Below are 20,883 nucleotides of genomic sequence, written 5' to 3'. Positions count from 1 at the left end.
AATTAAGATGAAAAAATATATTTGGATTTTAGCATTCGCAGCAATTGGAGCGCTGAATTCTTGTCAAGATTTCTTGGATGAAAGACAAGTCTCTAATCTCACACAAGATTACTACAATGATGAAAATGGTCTAGAATCATTGATCAATGGTCTCTATGTATATGCCCGCGTGAAGCACGAATGGGATGCAAATGGAGCAAGGCTGACACAAGCAGAGACTGATGCTTATATGACTTCAAATGCTTCATGGGCTAGAATGGAAGTTGGCATCTACGGAAATGACTTGAGCAATATAGCAGGCAATATGTTCAATTACATCGGAAGTGCAAACGCAAACTATGCACCCATGGGAGCATATCCGCATATCAATAATTGTAACATCGCATTGGATGTATTGGAAAACATTGCTCCTGGCGTATTTGGCACCAATGAAGCTTTCGCAAACCAAAGAAAAGCAGAGATTCTCTTTCTAAGGTCTTGGGCATTTTATCTTGTTTCTAATCAGCTAGGAGACGTCCCTTTACTACTTGAGCCAAGGAGAGAAGACGATGGGATTTATCATTTCCCCAAATCTTCATTGGAAGATGTGTATTCACAAATTATAGAGGATGTTACTTTTGCATATGAGCATTTGCCTACCTCAGCTCCCCAAGGTAGACTGACCAAATGGGCAGCCGGGCATTTCTTAGCTAAGCTCTATCTTAACAGAGCTCAAGGAGCAACATTTGTGAATAGCAATGAAGAGACTCTCAGGATGCTCTACAAGGGAACTGATCCTGCAGATTTAGATAATGCAATTTTGTATGCTTCTGAAGTGATAGATGGAGTAGGTGGCTTGGCTCCAGACTATAATATGCTATTCGATCCAGCCATTTCCGAGACAAGTCCACATGCGGAAGTGATTTGGTCGGCACAGTTTGATACTAATATCGGGTTAAATGGACGATTTGGAGGTAACAGGTCCGTAAATTATCATACGGGGAATTACACAGAGCAATCAGGTGTGGCAAGGTCAATGATGTATGGAAGACCTTTCGGTACTTTTAAGCCTACAGATTATGGCTATGACAATTTTAGGGATAAAATGCATGACTCAAGATACGCCAAAACATTCCGACATGAATATCACAGTAACATGGGGTCAAACTCCTCCTCATTTACTTGGTCTTCTGCCACAGCAGCATGGTGGAATGCCAATAAACCTGCAGACCAGCCATCTGTAAATGCCGGTGATAGAAGAATTCAAAATGGACAAAGGGCTATAATCTACCTCGAAAATGACCGTGAAAATGCACTGGATTCTATGGAAGTCATGAGCCAACCTTATCAATTTATGGTAAGATGGGTGAGATCATCTACCACTGGAAATTACTACTACAGACTATTTATCAATGGTGCCAATATGGGGCTTGCCACGCAAATAGCACCTTATTTATCAGTCAAAAAATATGTGGATCCATTGAGGGGAGGAAGTAATGATGAGAGTAATTTTGATCGAGAAGCAGGTACCAGAGATGCCATTCTCATGAGATTGGCGGAGACTTATTTGATCAGGGCAGAAGCTTATGGAAGAAAAGGAGATTATGGCTTAGCTGTTGATGACATCAATGTCCTGAGAGAGAGAGCTGCATTCAAAGCCGGAGAAAACAGGCCTTCCCTATTTGCGCAATGGTATCCTGAAGCACAGGAATTGGATGCTGCTGAGCTGGTAGCACCCTATGCTGCCAACGGTGACTCCTTTAATGCAATCATGGTCACAGAAAACCACTTCACCCCAGGTACTCCCGAAGCGACTCGTGAGGGATATATTCCTTCCGTGAATTCAAAGCAGGACATGTTTATCCACTTTATCTACAATGAGAAAAACAGGGAGTTTTTGGCAGAAGGAATCATGTGGGAAGATTTGCACAATGCAGGGATCCTCTACGATAGGGTAATGCATTACAATCAGATGGCTTCCAATAGAACAGGACTTTGGCCAGTAGCTTCCAATACTGGTGGTGGAAATGGTCAGAACGGAAATGGAAAAGGGCAGATGCAGCGTTTCCATACTTTCAGGCCTTGGCCATTCAATTACTTGGTTCAGCTGACAGATGAAACTGGAGCTCCATTGGATGAAGCGACAAGATCTGCTTATCAAAATCCTGGATACTAATCTGAGATTTTAGTTAACCTTAAAATTTCAATCACCAAGGGATCGATAGTGTTCCTTGGTGATTTTTTGTAGTTATCAAAAATGAAATAAGATAGAAATATGCCTGTGGCGAGATATTAAAAAACAACTTGAACATTATTCTTCACTGATAAAGATCTATTGATAACCAACAAAGATTATCTGGATGAATACGAAGGTTGAATATACAAACAGATGAATTTGCAGATATTTACCCTATAAAGTGGCCACTTTCAGACACTACAGGAAAGTTTTTAGCCTGATTTGCATATTTTTGGGGATATAATAGGTACAGAATTTATAAACAGCACAATGAACAACCTGATAACCAGAATTACCAATCCACTTACGCTTCTATTGGCAGCGTTTATTCTAATGAATTGCCAACCGCAATCTGGGGAAAATTCCAACACTACGGAGGTAAATCCACCAACGGAAAAGGAAATGAATGATAGCAACACGCCACTTCATTTGCTTGAACCCGATTATCCAACCCCTTATGGTGCTCCTGAAGTATCAGAAGTTAAAGCTGTGTTGGACAGGGTGAAAGGATACTTGGAAAACACCACATATACCACCATCTTGACAAAAGAGGGTGGGGCTGAAATCACAGATTTCAGCAAAGTTGATGAAAAATCAGTTTTGAAAAAGGGGGATTTTAGATTGCTGAGCTATGAATGGGGTGTCACCTATTCCGCAATGCTTTTGGCTGGAGAAGTAACAGGTGATCAGTCCTATACAGATTATACAAAGAACAGGGTGAAATTTTTGGCTGATTTGTATCCACATTTTGAAAAAATGGGAAATAAAAGACATGCACTCCATTCCATCGTTGCACCGGGTGCGTTGGATGATTGTGGTGCCTTGTGTGCCTCATTTATCAAAACAGAAGCCAATGGATTGGAAGCAGATGTGAATCCCTTGGTTTCGAATTTCATGGATTATATCATGAATAAGGAGTTCAGGCTGGAAGATGGAACATTGGCTAGAAATAGGCCATTGAACAATACCCTTTGGTTGGATGACTTGTATATGAGCGTGCCTGCCATAGCGCAGATGGGAAAGAAGACAGGAGAGCAAAAATACTTTGACGAAGCTGTGAAGCAGGTGAAGCTTTTCTCTGAGCGTATGTTCAATGAAAAGAAAGGGCTCTACATGCATGGATGGGTTGCCGATATGGATGTACACCCAGAATTCCACTGGGCTAGGGCAAATGGTTGGGCACTGTTGACGAAAATCGAAGTGTTGAAAGTGCTTCCTGAGAACCATCCGGGAAGAAAAATGATCTTGGATCTGTTGCAAAAGCATGTGAGGGGACTTGCGGCTTTGCAGTCTGGATCTGGATTTTGGCATCAATTGTTGGACAAAAACGATTCTTACCTTGAGACTTCTGCCACTGCGATATATGCTTATTGTATTGCAGCTGCCGTCAATGAAGGCTGGATTGATGATTTGGCACATGCTCCAATGGCAATCTTGGCTTGGAATGCTGTAGCGACTATGGTCAATGAGCAAGGTCAGGTAGAAGGCACTTGTGTAGGAACAGGAATGGGATTTGATCCGGCATTTTACTACCACAGACCAGTCAATAAATTTGCGGCACATGGTTATGGACCAGTAGTGGCAGCCGGAGCGGAAGTCATCAGATTGCTCAAGCAAAAGAAATTTGAGATCAATGATAGCTCTTTGCAGATTTCAGTGAAATAGGAAAATGTCAACTGACAATAGGCAACAGCTTGTACACCTAGTTGCGGTCAACAGCTTCTCTGAATTGGAATGGATGTCAGTTTGAAGAAAAAACTCAAATCAGAAAGGAAAGGTCTTTAGCGAGTTTTATCCATAATGATCAATGAGAAACTACACAAACGCTTTGGCCTGTGTCCTCACAGACCAATTGTATCTTCAATGACCAGTGGCATTAATTCCCGCTTTGAGATTGTTAAAAGCATCTCTCTCATTAGAATAAAAAAATTCTATTGGGTCATTTTAGGATAAAAGTTGGAAAAAAGGGTGCAAAATTCAATTGCACCCTTTTTTTGGGTCTTTTGAAGTGCTTTTACTCGATTTTATGGATATCTTTTGGCTCTCAAACCCAAACTACCTAATTGCTATGAAAAACATACCCGTTTTATTTTTTTTGCTTTTCTCCATCTTCCCAACTGCCCAAGCACAACAAAAACATGATTTGCTGCTGTGGTATGACCAGCCTGCCAAAGACTGGAATGAAGCTTTGCCAATAGGAAATGGACGTCTAGGTGCTATGGTTTTCGGTGGGACCAAGACGGACTTGATCCAACTCAATGAAGAAACCCTCTGGACTGGTGGTCCTGTAGATCTGAATCCCAACCCACAGGCACATCAGTACTTGGATGGGGTCAGGAATGCACTTTTCAATGATGATCATACGGAAGCAGTCAATTTGCTCAAAAAAATGCAAGGGCCAGATACGCAGATGTATCAGCCTTTTGGTGATTTGCTGATCCATCAGCATTTTGAGGGGGAGGTTGAGGGCTATGAAAGGAGTTTGGATATCAGTGAAGCCATAGCAAAAACGGTTTTTACTGCGGGAGAAACCACTTTTACACGTGAATTATTCACTTCTGCACCAGATCAGGTAATGGTGATCAAGCTGAATGCAAGCAATAAAGGAGCTTTGAATTTTAGCCTTGAAGCAAGGCATGAATTGGAAGCAACTTCTAAAATCAATAATGGGCAGGAACTGGTGCTCTATGGCAAAGCGAGAATCAATGACGACGAGAATGGGAATCCCAAAGCAATTGAGTTTGTAGATGATGAAGCATGCAGAGGGATGCGATTTCAGTGGCGGGTGAAGGTCATGCAGCACGACGGACGGCTTTCATCGGACTCTTTGTTACACATTTCCAATGCCACAGAAGTAGTGCTGTTGCTTTCTGGAGCGACAAGCTTCAACGGCATCGACAAATGTCCAGACAAAGACGGCAAAGATGAGGTTGCGGCATTGCTTGGACCTCTAGATGCAGCCAGTAAATTGGATTTCGAAATATTGAAGCAAAACCATATCAAGGATTACCGGTCGTTTTTCGACAGGGTATCCCTGAAGTTGGGAAATGCAGAAGTTCCGCAGTTACCGATTACAGAGAGGTTGAAGAAATATAAAGATGGCCAGAAAGATAGTGCTTTGGAAACTTTGTATTTTCAGTTTGGTAGGTATTTGTTGATTTCTTCCTCCAGACAAAATGGACAGCCTGCAAACCTCCAGGGAATCTGGAACAATCAGGTGCGGCCCCCATGGAGGAGCAATTATACTGTCAATATCAATCTACAGATGAATTATTGGCCTGCCTTGATGTGCAATCTGCCGGAAATGAACGAGCCGCTGATCGACCATATCCAAAGAATGGCAAAGAATGGCCAGGAAACAGCAAAAAACTATTACCGCATGTCAGGTTGGGCTGTACATCATAATGTGGATCTGTGGGGACAGACAAATCCTGTTGGTGAAGGCACTGGAGATCCCAAATGGGCCAATTGGTCATTGGGGAGCCCTTGGTTGTCACAGCATCTGTATGAGCATTACAGATTTACTATGGATACTGCGTATCTGAAACACACCGCCTATCCTTTGATGAAATCAGCAGCGGAATTTTGTCTGGATTGGTTGGTGGAAAAAGACGGGTATCTTATCACCGCTCCTTCCACTTCTCCAGAGAATGTCTATATCCATCCGACAGGCTACAAGGGGACAGTGACCATCGCTTCTGCCATGGATATGGAGATTATTTGGGATTTGTTTACCAATCTCATTGAGGCGGCTGAGGTCTTGGAGATTGATAAAGAATATGCAGCGATGCTCAAGGGAAAGAGGGAACAACTCCGTCCTTTGAAGATTGGCAAGAAAGGAAATCTTGTGGAATGGTTTGATGATTGGGAAGATGAAGATCCGCAGCATAGACATGTTTCACACCTTTTTGGAATGCATCCTGGCCGACAGATTTCGCCTTGGATTGACAGAGATTTGGCGGAAGCCAGTAGAGTAACACTCGAAGGTCGTGGAGATGGGGGGACCGGCTGGTCCAAAGCTTGGAAGGTGAATTTTTGGGCGAGGTTGCTGGACGGAAACCATGCCTACAAAATGTATCAGGAATTGTTGAGATCTTCTACCTTAAACAACCTTTTTGACACCCATCCCCCATTTCAGATTGATGGGAATTTTGGCGGTGCTTCTGGGGTCGGGGAAATGCTACTCCAAAGCCATCTGGACAATATCCAGCTTTTGCCTGCACTACCCGACAGCTGGGACAAGGGCTCGGTCAAAGGCATGTTGGCAAGAGGTAATTTTGAGGTTGATATAGATTGGGAAAAAGGGCAGCTTACCCAGGCACGCATCCTTTCGAAATCAGGTTCAGACTGCTCTGTTTTGACACAAGAAAAAATCCGCATAAAGGGTCTCACTGCCAAAGAGGAAATATTGGAATTGAATGGAAAAACATATTATCTGAACCATTTCAAAACTACTAAAAACCATACTTATGAATTATCAAGGTTTGATTAACCTAAAGCGTCTACCTTTTTTCACTGGGCTTTTGATTCTTGTTTTTGGAGCTGAATTTCGGGTATCGGCACAAGAGATGGTGCATTACAAATTTGATTTTGGGACAGATAAAGCCAAAAGGGGCTGGCAAGCTGTCTCTGAAAATGATTTGTTTGATCACGAAAAGGGTTATGGTTTTGAAGAGGTTCAAGATCTTGAGTCAGTGAGGAGAAAGAAGGGGAAAGCTTCCAAAAATGGATTTATCCAAAGTGCAAGTCCCTTTTATTTTTCAGCAAATGTACCGGAGGGAAATTACCGGGTGAAAGTGACTTTTGGGGATCTCAAAGGCAATTCCGGAAATGTAGTCAGGGCGGAATCTCGAAGGATGATGATCGACGATTTTGATACCAAAGATGGAGAAGTAAGTTCAAGGGAGTTTATGGTCAATGTACGCCATCCTGAAATACAGGGAAAAGCCAAGCAGGTATCCCTGAAGGAGCGTGAGAAAGATTATCTCCATTGGGACAAAAAACTCACTTTGGAATTCAATGGAGACTCCCCCAAAGTCTGTGCAGTTGAAATCACCCAAGTGGAGGATGCTATTACGGTGTTTTTGGCGGGCAACAGTACGGTGGTTGACCAAGCAAACGAACCATGGGCGGCATGGGGTCAGATGTTTCCATTTTTCTTTGATTCCGATAGGGTGGCTATCGCCAACCATGCCGAATCTGGGGAAAGTCTCTTGGCTTTCAAACGTGAAGGGAGATTGGAGAAAATCCTAAGTTTGATGAAAGCTGGAGATTATTTGTTTATAGAATTTACCCACAATGACCAAAAACCCGGAGGGAATTACTTAGAGCCATTTACTACCTACAAAGAGGAACTGAAACATTATATCCAAGAAGCCAAGTCGAAAGGGGGAATCCCTGTACTGGTTACGTCCATGTATAGAAGAAACTTTGACAAAGAAGGAAAGATCGTCAATACTTTGGGAGACTATCCTGAAGCAATGCGTCAAGTAGCGGGGGAGGAAAATGTCGCTCTGATAGATTTGAACGCAATGAGCAAGGTACTCTTCGAAGCGCTCGGTCCTGATTATTCCAAAAATGCTTTCGTCCATTTTCCAGCGGGGACGTTTGAAGGACAGCGGGAGGATTTTGCAGACAATACACATTTCAGTACCTACGGTGCTTTTGAGTTGGCAAATTGCGTCATAGAAGGCCTGAAAAGGTCCAATCTAGATTTGAAATATTATCTGAAAGCCCATTTATCTGATTACAGTCCAGCAAAACCTAGGCGCTTTGAAGATTTTTACTGGCCATTGAGCAGAAGAATCTCCATGCAAAAGCCCGATGGTAATTGATTCTTTCAAGAACCCATAAATGCCCAAGCTTTTTAGGATGTTTTAAGTGTTTAAAGCACCTTTATTAATTATCTTTAGCACTTAATTATATTGACTAGTTAACCTGAAATGCCATGAAATTTAGATTACTTTCCTTCTCATTGTTCCTGCTGTCGATTGCAGGAATCCAAGCACAAAGTCCGTCCCACAAGACATTGGACATTGACATCAATAAAAAAGGTGCAGGCATCGCTCCCGATATGTGGGGTCTGTTTTTTGAAGACATCAATTTTGCCGCAGATGGTGGACTTTATGCCGAGATGATAAAGAATTATTCGTTTGAGTTTCCATCCCCATTTATGGGTTGGAGGCGTGTGCAGGAAGATGGGGCGATGGGCTACCACTATACCAAGCCGCACATGGACGAAAGCAAAAACAAAAAATACCTACAACTCCAGAGACTGAATGATGAGGGGGTATTTGGAATGTCCAATGAAGGATTTAGAGGGATGGCTGTCAAAGAGAACCAAAACTACAGATTGACATTTATCGCAAAAGTGGCAAAGGGGGAAGATTTGGCAATCAATGCACAAATTACCCAAGGGAGAAAAGTGTTGGCAGAGACACGCATCGAAAAGCTTACAGATGATTGGAAAGAATACGAGGTGATGCTGAATGCTTCCGAGACAGCCGATGGTGTAAATTTCCGGGTGATTTTGGAAGGAGAAGGTGAGTTGGATATTGACATGATTTCATTGTTTCCGGAGGATACATGGATGGGAAGGAAAAGAGGTATGAGAAAAGACATCGTTCAATTGCTGGCAGACATGAAGCCAGGTTTTTTGAGATTCCCTGGGGGATGTATTGTAGAAGGATTTGATTTGGAAAACAGGTACCAATGGAAAAACACGATTGGTGAAATGAAGGATCGTGGGACGATGATCAATAGATGGAATATTGAATTTGCCCATAGAAATGCCCCTGATTATTTCCAGTCTTTCGGATTGGGATTTTTCGAGTATTTCCAGTTGTCGGAAGATTTGGGTGCCGAGCCTTTGCCGATTTTGAGTTGTGGATTGGCCTGTCAGTATAATTCCGGCGAAATCGTACCGCTTGCAGCCTTGGATGAATATGTACAAGATGCCTTGGATCTGATTGAGTTTGCCAATGGTTCTGTGGATTCCCATTGGGGGGCAAAGCGTGCAGAGATGGGACATCCGGAGCCTTTTGGATTGAAGTACATTGGTGTTGGAAATGAAAACTGGGGACCTCAATATATAGAAAGGGCGGATGTGTTTGAGAAAGCCATCAAAGCTGCCTATCCTGAGATAACGATCGTTTCTACCTCTGGACCTTCGCCAGATGGCCATGAATTCGATTACTTATGGAAAGCACTCACAGAGAGAAATGCCGAATTAATAGATGAGCATTATTACAAATCACCTGAGTGGTTTAGAAATGGGGCCCGTCGTTATGATGATTATGACCGAAATGGACCGAAGGTTTTTGCAGGCGAATATGCGGCACATTCCACCACCGAAAAAGATGCCTTGAAGAAAAACAACTGGGAAGCGGCTTTGTCCGAAGCGGCGTTTATGACAGGTTTGGAAAGAAATGCAGACATTGTTAGATTGGCATCTTATGCACCGCTTTTGGCACATGTAGATGGCTGGCAGTGGGCACCGGATATGATTTGGTTTGATAATCTTGACGTATATGCCACTCCAAATTATTATGTCCAAAAGCTGTTTTCGACAAACCCGGGAACTCAAATTCTCCAGATTACAGAAAATGGGGAGACTCTGGCTGGAGAAGATGGTATCTATGCATCTTCTACCTATGATGAAAATACCAAAGAGCTGATTTTCAAAATTGTCAATACCAATGAGGAAGCAAAGGCATTTACTGTTAAGCTGAAGGGGAGCTACAAAGGCAATGGAAAAGGGATTTGGCAGGAATTGCAATCAGATGATTTGGGAGTTTCCCATAATTTGAAAGAGCCAAAAAAGATAGTCCCAGTAGAAAAGAGTGTTTCGGTACAGAAGAAAGCAATTGAAGTGAGCCTGAAAGGACAGTCAGTGAACGTGTTCAGGTTGAAAATATAATTGATTTGTTAACTTTGAAAAATGGATAATATGCAAAACAAAACGGTAGTTGTCACTGGTGGGGCAAGTGGGATTGGTTTAGCAATCACCAAAAAGTTTCTTTCCCAGGGTGCGATAGTTTACATGCTTGACTTGAATGTAGCTTTGGGCGAAAGTGTGTTGGGAAAATTGAAGGAGACTTATGACCATGTAGGTTTCATTTCCTGTGATGTGAGTGACCAGGATCAGGTGAACGAGGTGTTTGGGAAAATCCCCAACCCGATTGATGTATTGGTCAATAATGCTGGAGTCTCCCATGTAGGAAACATCGAAAAAACGACAACAGCAGATTTTGACAGGTTATTCAATATCAATGTAAAGGGAATTTACAATTGTGCCAGAGCGGTGATCCCGGGAATGAAGGGCCGTGGAGGAGTGATTTTGAATATGGCTTCCATCGTGTCTTCGGTGGGGATACCTGACCGGTTTGCATATTCGATGACCAAAGGTGCTGTGTTGTCTATGACTTATTCCATTGCATGTGATTATGTGGATGAAGGAATTAGGTGCAACTGCCTTTCTCCTGCCCGAATCCATACGCCGTTTGTGGACGATTTTTTGGCCAAAAACTACCCCGGAAAAGAAAAAGAAGTGTATGACAAGCTTGCAAAAACCCAACCGATCGGTCGTATGGGAACTCCTGATGAGGTTGCTGAAGCAGCATACTTTATCTGCTCCGATCAGGCGGCATTTATTACTGGGACTAATTTCCCGGTAGACGGAGGTTTTGTTAGTATCAAAAATTAACATGGTTATTAATCGTCGACTACGCCACGGCGCACGAGTGTCGACGGTTGACAGACGGCAGTAGCTGATAAATAGCGGAGCACATTATTTTATGTGGCTACTGGTATCAAAAGCGGAGAGATATATAAATTAGAATGTACAGAAGAAATCGAGCTTGTCTGCTACGGCAGGCAGGTCATAATCTGCCCCGACCAATCGGGGTGAACTTTGAAAAACAATTATAAACATATGAAATTAATCAGATTTGGAAATGAAGGACAGGAGCGTCCGGGAATAGAAAACAAAAGTGGAGAATGGCTGGATTGTTCAGCTTTTGGCGAAGATTGGAATGAAGCATTCTTTGGGAATGATGGTATCAACCGCCTAAAATCATGGCTGGAAAGCAATGAGGCTGGCTTGCCAAAAGTTGATAAAAGCATAAGGTTGGGAAGCCCTATTGCCCGTCCATCGAAGATTATCTGTGTAGGATTGAATTATTCCCTGCATGCCAAGGAGAGTGGAATGGCTTTGCCGGAGTCTCCGGTCTTGTTTATGAAAGCTTCTTCTTCCTTGAGTGGTCCCTTTGATCAGATCATTATTCCAAGAAACTCAGTGAAGACTGATTGGGAAGTGGAATTGGCAGTAGTAATAGGCAAAAAAGCGAGCTATGTGGATGAAGCAAATGCAGCGGAGCATATTGCAGGGTATACTTTGCACAATGATGTCAGCGAGAGGGATTTTCAATTGAACCACGGAGGACAGTGGGTCAAGGGAAAAAGTGCGGATACATTTGCACCAATAGGCCCATATTTGGTCACACCAGAAGATCTTCCAAATCCTGACAACTTAAGGCTTTGGCTAAAAGTAAACGATAAGATGATGCAGGACAGCAATACGTCGGATTTGGTTTTCAAAATCCCACATTTGATCAGTTATATCAGCCAATACATGACATTGCTTCCAGGTGATGTGATTTCGACAGGTACACCATCAGGAGTTGGTTTGGGCTTAAACCCACCTCAATATCTCAAAGAAGGTGATGTCGTAGAGCTTGGGATAGACGGTCTTGGAATTGCCAAGCAAGCAGTAGTAGCATACAAGTAAGGAATCAAGCTATCGATTGTGTCAGAGTACGCATTCGATGGCTTTTTGATTTTTTAGGCTACGGGTTTCATCCTATCAAAGAGCCATTTTTTCTGCCTAATTTACCGAAAGAAGAGTAGGTTGTGAGGTGTGGTTAAAAAATATTTAGCAACCATATCATTGGATTTATAGTTTTATGAAAAATTGATTTAACTGATTTAGTACCTACTTTTTTAGCCCATTCTGACCAAATAAAAATCAAAAAATCAATCGAGAAGCTAGATAATCCAAAACTTAGATTGAGTAAAGATGATTTTGAGCTGGCATAAAAATACTGCCACAACAATTGTTTGTTTACACTATTTTTGAAATTTTCTTCGAAATTTCCAGCTTAGACTATATTTACAAAGTTAAATATTAATCCTGTCCTCATAGTTTGAAGAACTCAACTAGAAGGAAAAACCATCTCAAGTTCCCTTTGTCGTACCACGCAAAACCAATGTGGTTTTAAGTTGTTTTGTGATGATTTCATCGGTTTTTTCTTCTATTATTTTGAATAGTATTTCGGCTGCATGTTTACCGATTTCATAGGCAGGTTGCTTGACTGTGGACAACTGTGGGCTGATATACTGTGCCAAAGGTTCATCTGCATAGCCAATGATGGAAATCTCATCGGGGATTTTCACAGCCCTATGGTTCAAGATTTGTATCACATCGTAGGCATAGTAATCACTGAAAGCAAACACACCATCAATTGGGTGTTTGTCCAAAACAGCGTTGAGATCCTTTTCAAAGGCTTTTTGGTCTCCTTTCAGAACAAACTCTTCCCGGTATTCCATGCCATTTTTCTTCAGAGCCTCGGTATATCCCAGCTTTCGGTTGAAACTCGTCGAAATATAATCAGGTCCTTTGATATGCAAAATATTACTGCAACCCGAGTCGATCAGGTATTGTACTGCTTCAAAAGAACCTTCAAAGTCATCCGTAACCACATAGGAAGTATTGAGGTCTTCGCAAATCCTGTCCAACAATACCAGAGGAGTTCCATCCTTCAATACATTTTCAAAATGGCGAAGATCGTCGGAGCTGTTGCCTGCGGTAGCCAATATTCCGTCTACTCTGGCATCCAGAAATGTCAGGCATGATTTCTCCTCTTTTTCCTGTAACTCGTCTGAAGTGCAGATCAATAGTTGATAACCTTTCTGATAGGTGACACTTTCGATTCCAGCCAAGATCTTGTTGAAATAGTTATGGGTAAATTCCGGAAGCAAGAGCCCAATATTGAAGGTCTTGTTGGCCACCATGCTTTTTGCAATGTGATTGGGTCTGTATCCATGTTCCTTCGCCAGCTTGGTGATTTGCTCCCTGCGTTTTTCACTGATATTTCCCTGTCCATTGAGAGCTCTGGATATGGTGGAGGGAGTGACGCCAAGTATAGCTGCAAGGTCTCTGATGCTTACTCTTTTCTTTTCCATAATCTATGATGATTCAAGGTACAAATTTTATCCAATCAATTCAATTTGCCGATTTTAGGCCTGATGACGATGGTCCGTTTTAATTTAGGCAAACGTTTGACTGGAATACTAAAGAAATTTGTCCTAACATTACCTTTAGACAATAAAATTTTCTGCCCAAAATGAACAAATACTACCTGTCACTTGACCTGATAGATGATGCAAAAAGTATCTCTTCCTATGAAGAATGGCACAAAAATACATGGCCTGAAGTCAAGAAAAGCATTTTTGATTCCGGGATTGTTGCCATGGAGATTTTCCGGACCGGGAATAGATTGCTGATGGTCATTGAGGCTGAGGATGGTTTTAGCTTTGAGAATAAAGCCAAAATGGACGCTTCCAATCCCAAGGTGCTCGAATGGGAAGCTTTGATGGACCAATACCAACAGCGGCTTCCTTGGGCTAAAGAAGGGGAAAAGTGGACTTTGATGAAAAGGATTTTTCATTTGTCTAAGACAAAACATTCGATTCAAGAATGAACCAAAACCATTATCCCATATAAAATGAAAAAATCAAAAAGCATTCTGTTGGTATGGATCCTATTTCTGGTGATCCAGCCGTTAGTTTTGGCTCAACAAAAATACCCTTCACCGATCGGTCCGAACAATGAACCCCAACAAACTGGCAAGTTTGAAGCTACGTGGGAATCCCTCGCCAACTACGAAGTCCCCGAATGGTTTCGTGATGCCAAATTTGGGATCTGGGCCCATTGGGGACCTCAAAGCCAACCTGGACAGGGGGATTGGTATGCCAGGCATATGTATGACCAAGGTAGCCGCATCTACAATTGGCATGTGGAAAATTATGGACATCCTTCCAAAGCTGGTTTTAAGGAGGTAATCCATAGTTGGAAAGCAGATAATTGGGATCCGGAAAAACTTGTGGCATTGTATAAAAAAGCAGGAGCACAATACTTTTTTGCTATGGCAAACCACCACGATAACCTGGATATGTGGGATAGCAAATACCATGAATGGAATACTGTCAATGTTGGTCCCAAGACAGATGTCATCCATAGATGGGCAGAAGCGGCCAAAAACAATGGTTTGCCTTTAGGGCTGAGTGTGCATGCTGCCCATGCATGGATTTGGTATGAGACTGCCCAGCAATCGGACAGGGAGGGCGACTTGAAGGGAGTTCCATACGATGGTATTTTGACTAGGGAAGATGGTAAAGGCACTTGGTGGGAAGGCTTGGATCCACAAGATCTCTATGCCCAAAACCACAAACCCAGCAAGGATAGCCATGATGTATCAAGCATTCATAGCCAGTGGGACTGGGATAACGGTGCGCAAGTGCCGACTGTGGCTTACAGTGAGAATTTTTACAACCGAACGATCGATTTGATCAATAAATTCAATCCTGATTTGCTTTACTTTGATGACACTGCACTACCCTTGTATCCGATTTCAGATGCGGGATTGAAGATTGCTGCGCATTATTACAACAATAATATGAAGCAAAACAATGGCGAGCTCAATGCGGTATTGTTTGGCAAGATACTGACTGATGAGCAAAAGGAATGCTTGGTATGGGATGTGGAAAGAGGTGCTCCAGATGCCATTCAGGATATTGGATGGCAGACTTGCACGTGTATAGGCAATTGGCATTACAATGAAGCAGTCTATCAGCAGGATAGGTACAAATCAGCAAAGGATGTGATCCACATGCTGGTGGATGTGGTCAGCAAAAATGGCAACCTCCTATTGAACGTACCGGTCAAAGGCGACGGAAGTATAGATGAAAAAGAGGTAGAAATCGTCGAAAACATCGGTAAATGGATCGAAATCAATGGAGAAAGCATCTTCGGAACTAGGCCATGGGATGTCTTCGGAGAAGGCCCATCTGCCGAAACAGAAAATCCTATCAGTGCCCAAGGCTTCAATGAAGGAAAAGTCAAAATGAACTCCAATGATATCAGGTTCAACCAAAAGGGAGATGTTTTATATGCTACTTTAATGGGTAGTCCAGAAGAAGACATCAAAATCAAAAATTTGGGGTCTATGTCTCCCTTTTCAAAAGGTATCAAGAAAATAGAACTTCTGGGAAGTTCGGAGAAGGTCAAATGGAAGCTTGAAAAAGATCAACTCCATATAGAAGCGCCTAAAGAGGCTCTCAATGAAATCGCAGTTGTATATAAGATCTTTCAAAAATAATTTGACAAGTCTCAGATTGATTATTTTAATACCTTGAACATTATCACAAAGAAGTAGATGTTGGAGAAGAATCTAAAAATGTAAGAAATTAGTTTTATGAAATATATAATATGTGAGAATCCGGGACATTTTTCTCTGAAAGAAAAGGAAAAACCAAAGCCTGGCGAAGGGGAGATTTTGATTGCTGTCAAAAAAATTGGTGTCTGTGGTACAGATATCCATGCTTACTCGGGCAACCAAGCCTATTTCTCCTATCCCCGGATCTTGGGACATGAGTTGGCTACGGAAGTTGCCGATGCAAATGGGTCAAAAGTGTTTGTCAATGGCGATAAGGCTATTTTGATACCTTATCTTCATTGTGGAAATTGCATTGCCTGTAAGTCAGGCAAGACAAATTGCTGTGTCAACATGCGCGTGATGGGTGTGCATGTCGATGGAGGGATGCAGGAATTCCTCTGTGTTCCGGAGTGGGCTTTGGTCAAAACACCCCAGCTCAACTACAGTGAAATGGCATTGGTAGAACCACTCGCCATAGCTGCCCACGCCATCAGAAGAGCAGATATCAAGGCAGGAGAGAGTGTCTTGGTGATGGGTTGTGGCCCAATCGGTTTGGCAATCATGGCAATCGCCAAAAGTAAAGGGGCTGCTGTCATAGCCTTGGATATCAATGAACAAAGAATCCAGTATGCTTTGGGTGAAATCGGTGTTGACCATGGTGTTTTGGCAGGAGAATCAGCACTCGAACAGATCAAATCGATGACAGGAGGGGCAAATTGCCAGGCTGTATTTGATGCGACAGGCAATAAAAGGGCACTGGAATCGGGGCCAGACTATATGAGCCATGGAGGAAGGTATGTCTTGGTGGGGCTTTCGAAGGGTGAGTTGGTATTCAGCCACCCAGCCATCCATGCAAAGGAAACCACCATCATGTGCAGCAGAAATGCTACCATGGAGGATTTCGAATTTGTCATTTCGATGCTTGCAGAAAAGAAATTCCCGACGGATTCCTTTATTACGCACGAATCGGACTTCGAGGGAATGATTGGGGTGTTTGACAGCTGGGTGAAACCTGAGTCCCAGGTAATCAAAGCGGTGATCAATTTCTGAAATCAAGTTGAAGGGGTTTTACCCTTTGTCTGTGTCTCTACATACCAGCTACCTTGGCTTGTGTCCCCACAGACCAAAAATATCCACCCAATATGGTTACATTTCGAAGTCGTTTAGATAAGACCTTTCAGGTTTTCTGTTAAAAAAAGAACAGTATCTCATTTGTCAAGAGAGGTCATTGAAATATTTAAACCTGACAGGTCTCGTCTCTTAACTAAATGACTTTGGAATATAGTGCTTTGCCAAGAATAAAAATTAACTCATAATCACGATAGATGAATTGGAAAAATCACATAAAATAGATGCGCATCAGCATTTTTGGAAATATGATTCCCAAAAGCATGCTTGGATTGATGATTCTATGGCTGTCTTGAAAAGGGATTACTTGCCGGAAGATTTGGAGCCTATTTTGAAAAAAAACCAAATCGATGGCTGTGTAGCTGTTCAGGCAGATCAAAGTGATGCTGAAACGAGGTTTTTGCTGGAGCTATCCAGGAAACACAGTTTTATAAAAGGAGTAGTAGGCTGGGTGGACTTAAAGGCAAAAGACCTAGAAGATCAGTTGGGGGAATATTCCAAATATAGTCAAATCAAAGGATTCAGACATGTACTTCAGGATGAAGCTGACCCTGAGTTTATATTGGGGGATGATTTCTTCAATGGATTAGGGCAGTTATCCAAGTATGGTTTTACCTATGATATCCTTGTATTTCCAAAGCAATTGGATGCGGCGGTCAAAGCTGTAAGAAAGTTGCCCCATCAAAAGTTTGTCTTGGATCACCTAGCCAAACCACAAATTGGTAGAGATGACTCTGGTTTATGGAAGAAAGGCATCAAGGATTTGGCACAAAACGACAATACCTATTGCAAACTTTCGGGAATGGTCACTGAGACGAAATGGAAGGCTTGGAAGTATGGTGATTTTGTCCCATATATGGATTATATTTTGGAGAATTTTGGCTCAAAGAGGTTGATGTTTGGTTCGGATTGGCCGGTTTGTAATTTGTCGGGAGAATATAATGAGGTTTTGGGAATTGTAAATCAATATGTTACAAGTCTATCTGAAACGGAGCAAAAAGCAATACTTGGAAATAATGCGATTGAATTTTATCAGTTATAGTAGGGAATTATGGATTTGAATTTAAAGGACAAGGTATTTATAGTGACTGGGGGTTCGGAAGGGATCGGTGGAGGGATAAGTACAGCCATCGCCCAAGAAGGAGGGATTCCTATTGTTGCATCTTGGTCGGAAGAGACTACTGTGAAATTTATTGAAGATCTTCATGGGAAAGGTATGAAGGCTGATTTTCTTATCGGAGATCTCCAGTTGACAGACTATTGCAAATCTGTGATAGCCTACACTATCGAGAAATATGGAAGAATAGATGGTATCGTAAACAATGCTGGGAGCAATGATGGTGCAGGTCTGGAGTCGGGGCCGGAAGCCTTTCGGAAATCCATGATGTTGAATTTGTACCATTATTTTGACTTGGTACATTTTGCGCTTCCCCATTTGAAAACAAGCAAAGGTTCTATCCTGAATATCAGTTCAAAAGTTGCCCTGACAGGTCAGGGAGGAACTTCGGGGTATGCAGCTTCGAAAGGTGCGCATTTGGGATTGACCCGGGAGTGGGCTTTGGAGTTACTTCCCTATGAAATCCGCGTAAATGCAATCCTTCCAGCAGAAGTGATGACTCCCTACTATAAAAAATGGCTTCGGGCTACTTTTAAAAATCCAGAGGCCAAGGAGCAGGAAATCGCAGCAAAAGTGCCATTTGGAAGCCGGATGACCAAGATAGAGGAGATTGCATCCCTTGCTGTTTTTACCCTTTCTGACAAATCAAGCCATACTACAGGTCAGTTTTTGTTTGCAGATGGCGGATATGTACATTTGGATAGGGCGATTACCTAAGTTATGAAGAAAAGTGAGTAAAAGACATAAGGTTCAAGACACAAGAAGCGAGAGACGAGAAGCGAGAGACAAATGTCAAAAGATAAGTGAGATGGGATAAAATCAACCCCGAAGGGGTTAAACATTGAATAACCCCGGATTGCTATCCGGGGATCAAAGTCGATGATGGAAACAACAACCCCGAAGGGCCTGCCTGTTGCAGACAGGGTTGAACTTCTTCAATGTATAAAGAAAAAGTGTCAAGTAATTTCAGGACGTGACAGAGAAACAAGAAACACAAAGATTGTCACTACAGAGTCAAGTGATACTCCAAATCTTCCAATTTTATAATCTTTCAATATCAGAATACGGACAAGTTCTTAGAATCATAAAATCGAAATTAAGCATTCAATAAACCTCTCAAATCCCAAACCACTTTACGCCCAATAACCCAATCAACCCACAACCATGACCAAGAATAATAGGAACATCCTCGCTTTTGTTTTAGTAACCAGCCTTTTTTTTATGTGGGGCTTGGCCAACAATATGACTGACACTTTGTTGGCAGCCTTCAAAAGAGTGCTTAGTATCACAGATTTTCAAACATCATTTGTACAAAGCGCTTTTTATGGTGCTTATTTTTGTTTGGCTCTGCCAGCAGCGTTTTTGATCAAAAAATATAATTACAAAACAGGGATCTTGATTGGTCTTGGTTTGTTTATCGCAGGGGCATTGCTATTTTATCCAGCAAGCTACACCATGGTATATGGACATTTTCTTTTGGCATTGTTTATTCTTGCCGGTGGGCTTTCTATTTTGGAAACGGCAGCCAATCCATATATACTTGAGTTGGGACCACCGGAAGATGCTACCCGAAGATTGAATTTGGCTCAGTCGTTCAATCCGATAGGATCTATCACCGGGGGGATTTTGAGCAAATACTTTATCCTTTCCAAACTTGATACAGCCTCTTTTGAAGAAAGAAGCAACATGGATTTGACAGCTCTGAAAGGCATTCAGGCCAAAGAGCTGCAGGCTGTTATGGGGCCTTATGTTGGAGTTGCAATAGTGTTGGTAGTACTTTGGTTGGTCATTTATTTCACATCCATGCCCCAAGCAAAAGATTCGGGAAAGCTACATTTGAAATCTTCATTTACAAGGTTGATAGGGAACAAAAACTATGTTTGGTCGGTAATAGCGCAGTTTTTTTATGTTGGTGCGCAGATAGGCATCTGGTCGTTTACCATCCGGTATGTGATGGTGGAATTGTCTTTGGATGAGGCTGATGCTTCGACTTACTACATCGCCGCTTTGGTGGTATTTTTGGTGTTTAGGTTCATATGCACCTTTTTGATGGAATTCATTCGGCCGTCGGTACTATTGCAAGTATTGTCATTTGTGGCAATTATTCTTGTAGCTCTGGCAATTGTAGGGAGTGGGTATTTTGGTGTGATAGCATTGTTATTGATTTCCGCCTGTATGTCTTTGATGTTTCCGACGATATTTGGACTGGGGCTGAAAAATCTAGGTGATGATGCAAAAGTAGGTGGAGCAGGATTGATTATGGCCATCTTGGGAGGTGCAGTCTTGCCTGCCATTCAAGGTCAGGTATCCGATTATACAGGCAGCATCAAGCTTGCTTTTATTGTGCCGATGATATGCTTTGCCGTGGTTTTCTACTTTGGTTTGATTTCCAAAAAGTTTGAGGTTCAGAAGGAAATATGACCACAGATGGACGCTGATAAAACAGATCTAACGGATAGGTGCAGATCAGAAGACAGTGTTTTCTGCGTTGATCAGAGGTTGGTTCAATACAATATAAAGGTGTAGATAGGGTCTGCTGAAAAAGTCAGATTTGCGTAAGATACGAGTTGGCGAAGTGAAGGTGTATAAATATACTGCGAACTGAAGCCAAGGAAGTAGCTTGCGTGAAGCTGGCTAACAAAACCAAGTCAATATACTGCAAGGTTTTTGCATTCATTTGCTGAAAAACCCTGCACAAGATCATTGACTATGTAAACTAACCGATACATTACCAATTGGTTTTGTGTTTTTAAGCAGACCCTAGATACAATCTACACCTGGTGAGACGCCATAAGTAGTATTATCAGTGTAAATCAGCATGATCAGTGTTATCAGTGTGCCATAGAACACTGATAAAACGGATTTGGCAGATGGCCACAGATCAAAAGAATGATGCTTTCTGAATTCATCAGTGGCTGATTCAATACGAT

At 42.2% G+C, this 20,883-nt stretch carries 14 protein-coding genes; 13 read left to right on the top strand and 1 reads right to left on the bottom strand.

Features of this window, described 5'->3' with window-relative positions:
- Positions 1-7 precede the first annotated feature (7 nt).
- The 7 genes from ACFSKL_RS01420 (at position 8) to ACFSKL_RS01390 (ending at position 12,002) form a co-directional block, all read left to right on the top strand.
- Positions 8-2,155, top strand: a complete 2,148-nt coding sequence (locus ACFSKL_RS01420) for a RagB/SusD family nutrient uptake outer membrane protein (protein WP_376882757.1) — start codon at positions 8-10, stop codon at positions 2,153-2,155.
- 462 nt (positions 2,156-2,617) lie between these two features.
- Positions 2,618-3,880, top strand: coding sequence for a glycoside hydrolase family 88/105 protein (locus ACFSKL_RS01415; RefSeq protein ID WP_376882785.1), 1,263 nt, complete (start codon positions 2,618-2,620; stop codon positions 3,878-3,880).
- A 403-nt stretch (positions 3,881-4,283) separates the two neighbouring features.
- Positions 4,284-6,707 carry a glycoside hydrolase family 95 protein gene (locus ACFSKL_RS01410; protein WP_376882754.1) on the top strand — a complete coding sequence of 808 codons (2,424 nt, stop codon included), beginning with the start codon at positions 4,284-4,286 and terminating at the stop codon, positions 6,705-6,707.
- Positions 6,685-8,049, top strand: a complete 1,365-nt coding sequence (locus ACFSKL_RS01405) for a rhamnogalacturonan acetylesterase (protein ID WP_376882752.1) — start codon at positions 6,685-6,687, stop codon at positions 8,047-8,049. Before ACFSKL_RS01410 ends, ACFSKL_RS01405 begins: the two co-directional genes overlap by 23 nt.
- A 113-nt stretch (positions 8,050-8,162) precedes the next feature.
- Positions 8,163-10,133: an alpha-L-arabinofuranosidase C-terminal domain-containing protein gene (locus ACFSKL_RS01400; protein WP_376882750.1), complete on the top strand. Its 1,971-nt coding sequence runs from the start codon at positions 8,163-8,165 to the stop codon at positions 10,131-10,133.
- A gap of 30 nt (positions 10,134-10,163) precedes the next feature.
- A complete protein-coding gene (locus ACFSKL_RS01395; protein ID WP_376882748.1) occupies positions 10,164-10,919 on the top strand; it encodes an SDR family NAD(P)-dependent oxidoreductase in 756 nt (251 codons plus the stop codon).
- 228 nt (positions 10,920-11,147) lie between these two features.
- Positions 11,148-12,002 carry a fumarylacetoacetate hydrolase family protein gene (locus ACFSKL_RS01390; protein ID WP_376882745.1) on the top strand — a complete coding sequence of 285 codons (855 nt, stop codon included), beginning with the start codon at positions 11,148-11,150 and terminating at the stop codon, positions 12,000-12,002.
- A gap of 446 nt (positions 12,003-12,448) precedes the next feature.
- Here ACFSKL_RS01390 and ACFSKL_RS01385 read toward each other — a convergent pair whose 3' ends face one another.
- Positions 12,449-13,456 carry a LacI family DNA-binding transcriptional regulator gene (locus tag ACFSKL_RS01385; RefSeq protein ID WP_376882742.1) on the bottom strand — a complete coding sequence of 336 codons (1,008 nt, stop codon included), beginning with the start codon at positions 13,454-13,456 and terminating at the stop codon, positions 12,449-12,451.
- A gap of 161 nt (positions 13,457-13,617) precedes the next feature.
- On the opposite strand from ACFSKL_RS01385, the gene ACFSKL_RS01380 reads away from it, so the two are divergent.
- From ACFSKL_RS01380 to fucP, 6 genes are all read left to right on the top strand, one after another.
- Complete coding sequence (locus tag ACFSKL_RS01380; protein ID WP_376882740.1) at positions 13,618-13,974, top strand: L-rhamnose mutarotase; 357 nt, start codon at positions 13,618-13,620, stop codon at positions 13,972-13,974.
- Positions 13,975-13,998: 24 nt separating this feature from the next.
- Positions 13,999-15,651, top strand: coding sequence for an alpha-L-fucosidase (locus ACFSKL_RS01375; RefSeq protein WP_376882737.1), 1,653 nt, complete (start codon positions 13,999-14,001; stop codon positions 15,649-15,651).
- A gap of 96 nt (positions 15,652-15,747) precedes the next feature.
- Positions 15,748-16,758, top strand: coding sequence for a zinc-binding alcohol dehydrogenase family protein (locus ACFSKL_RS01370; RefSeq protein ID WP_376882735.1), 1,011 nt, complete (start codon positions 15,748-15,750; stop codon positions 16,756-16,758).
- A 280-nt stretch (positions 16,759-17,038) separates the two neighbouring features.
- Positions 17,039-17,878: an amidohydrolase family protein gene (locus tag ACFSKL_RS01365; protein ID WP_376882733.1), complete on the top strand. Its 840-nt coding sequence runs from the start codon at positions 17,039-17,041 to the stop codon at positions 17,876-17,878.
- Positions 17,879-17,887: 9 nt separating this feature from the next.
- The gene (locus ACFSKL_RS01360) at positions 17,888-18,670 is read left to right on the top strand and encodes an SDR family oxidoreductase (RefSeq protein ID WP_376882731.1); all 783 of its coding nucleotides are present in this window, start codon (positions 17,888-17,890) and stop codon (positions 18,668-18,670) included.
- Positions 18,671-19,117: 447 nt separating this feature from the next.
- The gene (fucP, locus tag ACFSKL_RS01355) at positions 19,118-20,374 is read left to right on the top strand and encodes an L-fucose:H+ symporter permease (RefSeq protein WP_376882729.1); all 1,257 of its coding nucleotides are present in this window, start codon (positions 19,118-19,120) and stop codon (positions 20,372-20,374) included.
- Positions 20,375-20,883 lie beyond the last annotated feature (509 nt).

The organism is Belliella marina (genome assembly GCF_042682445.1).
Lineage (GTDB): Bacteria > Bacteroidota > Bacteroidia > Cytophagales > Cyclobacteriaceae > Belliella > Belliella marina.
The sequence above is the reverse complement of the archived record's forward strand: the minus strand, read 5'-3'. Positions and strand labels throughout refer to the sequence as shown.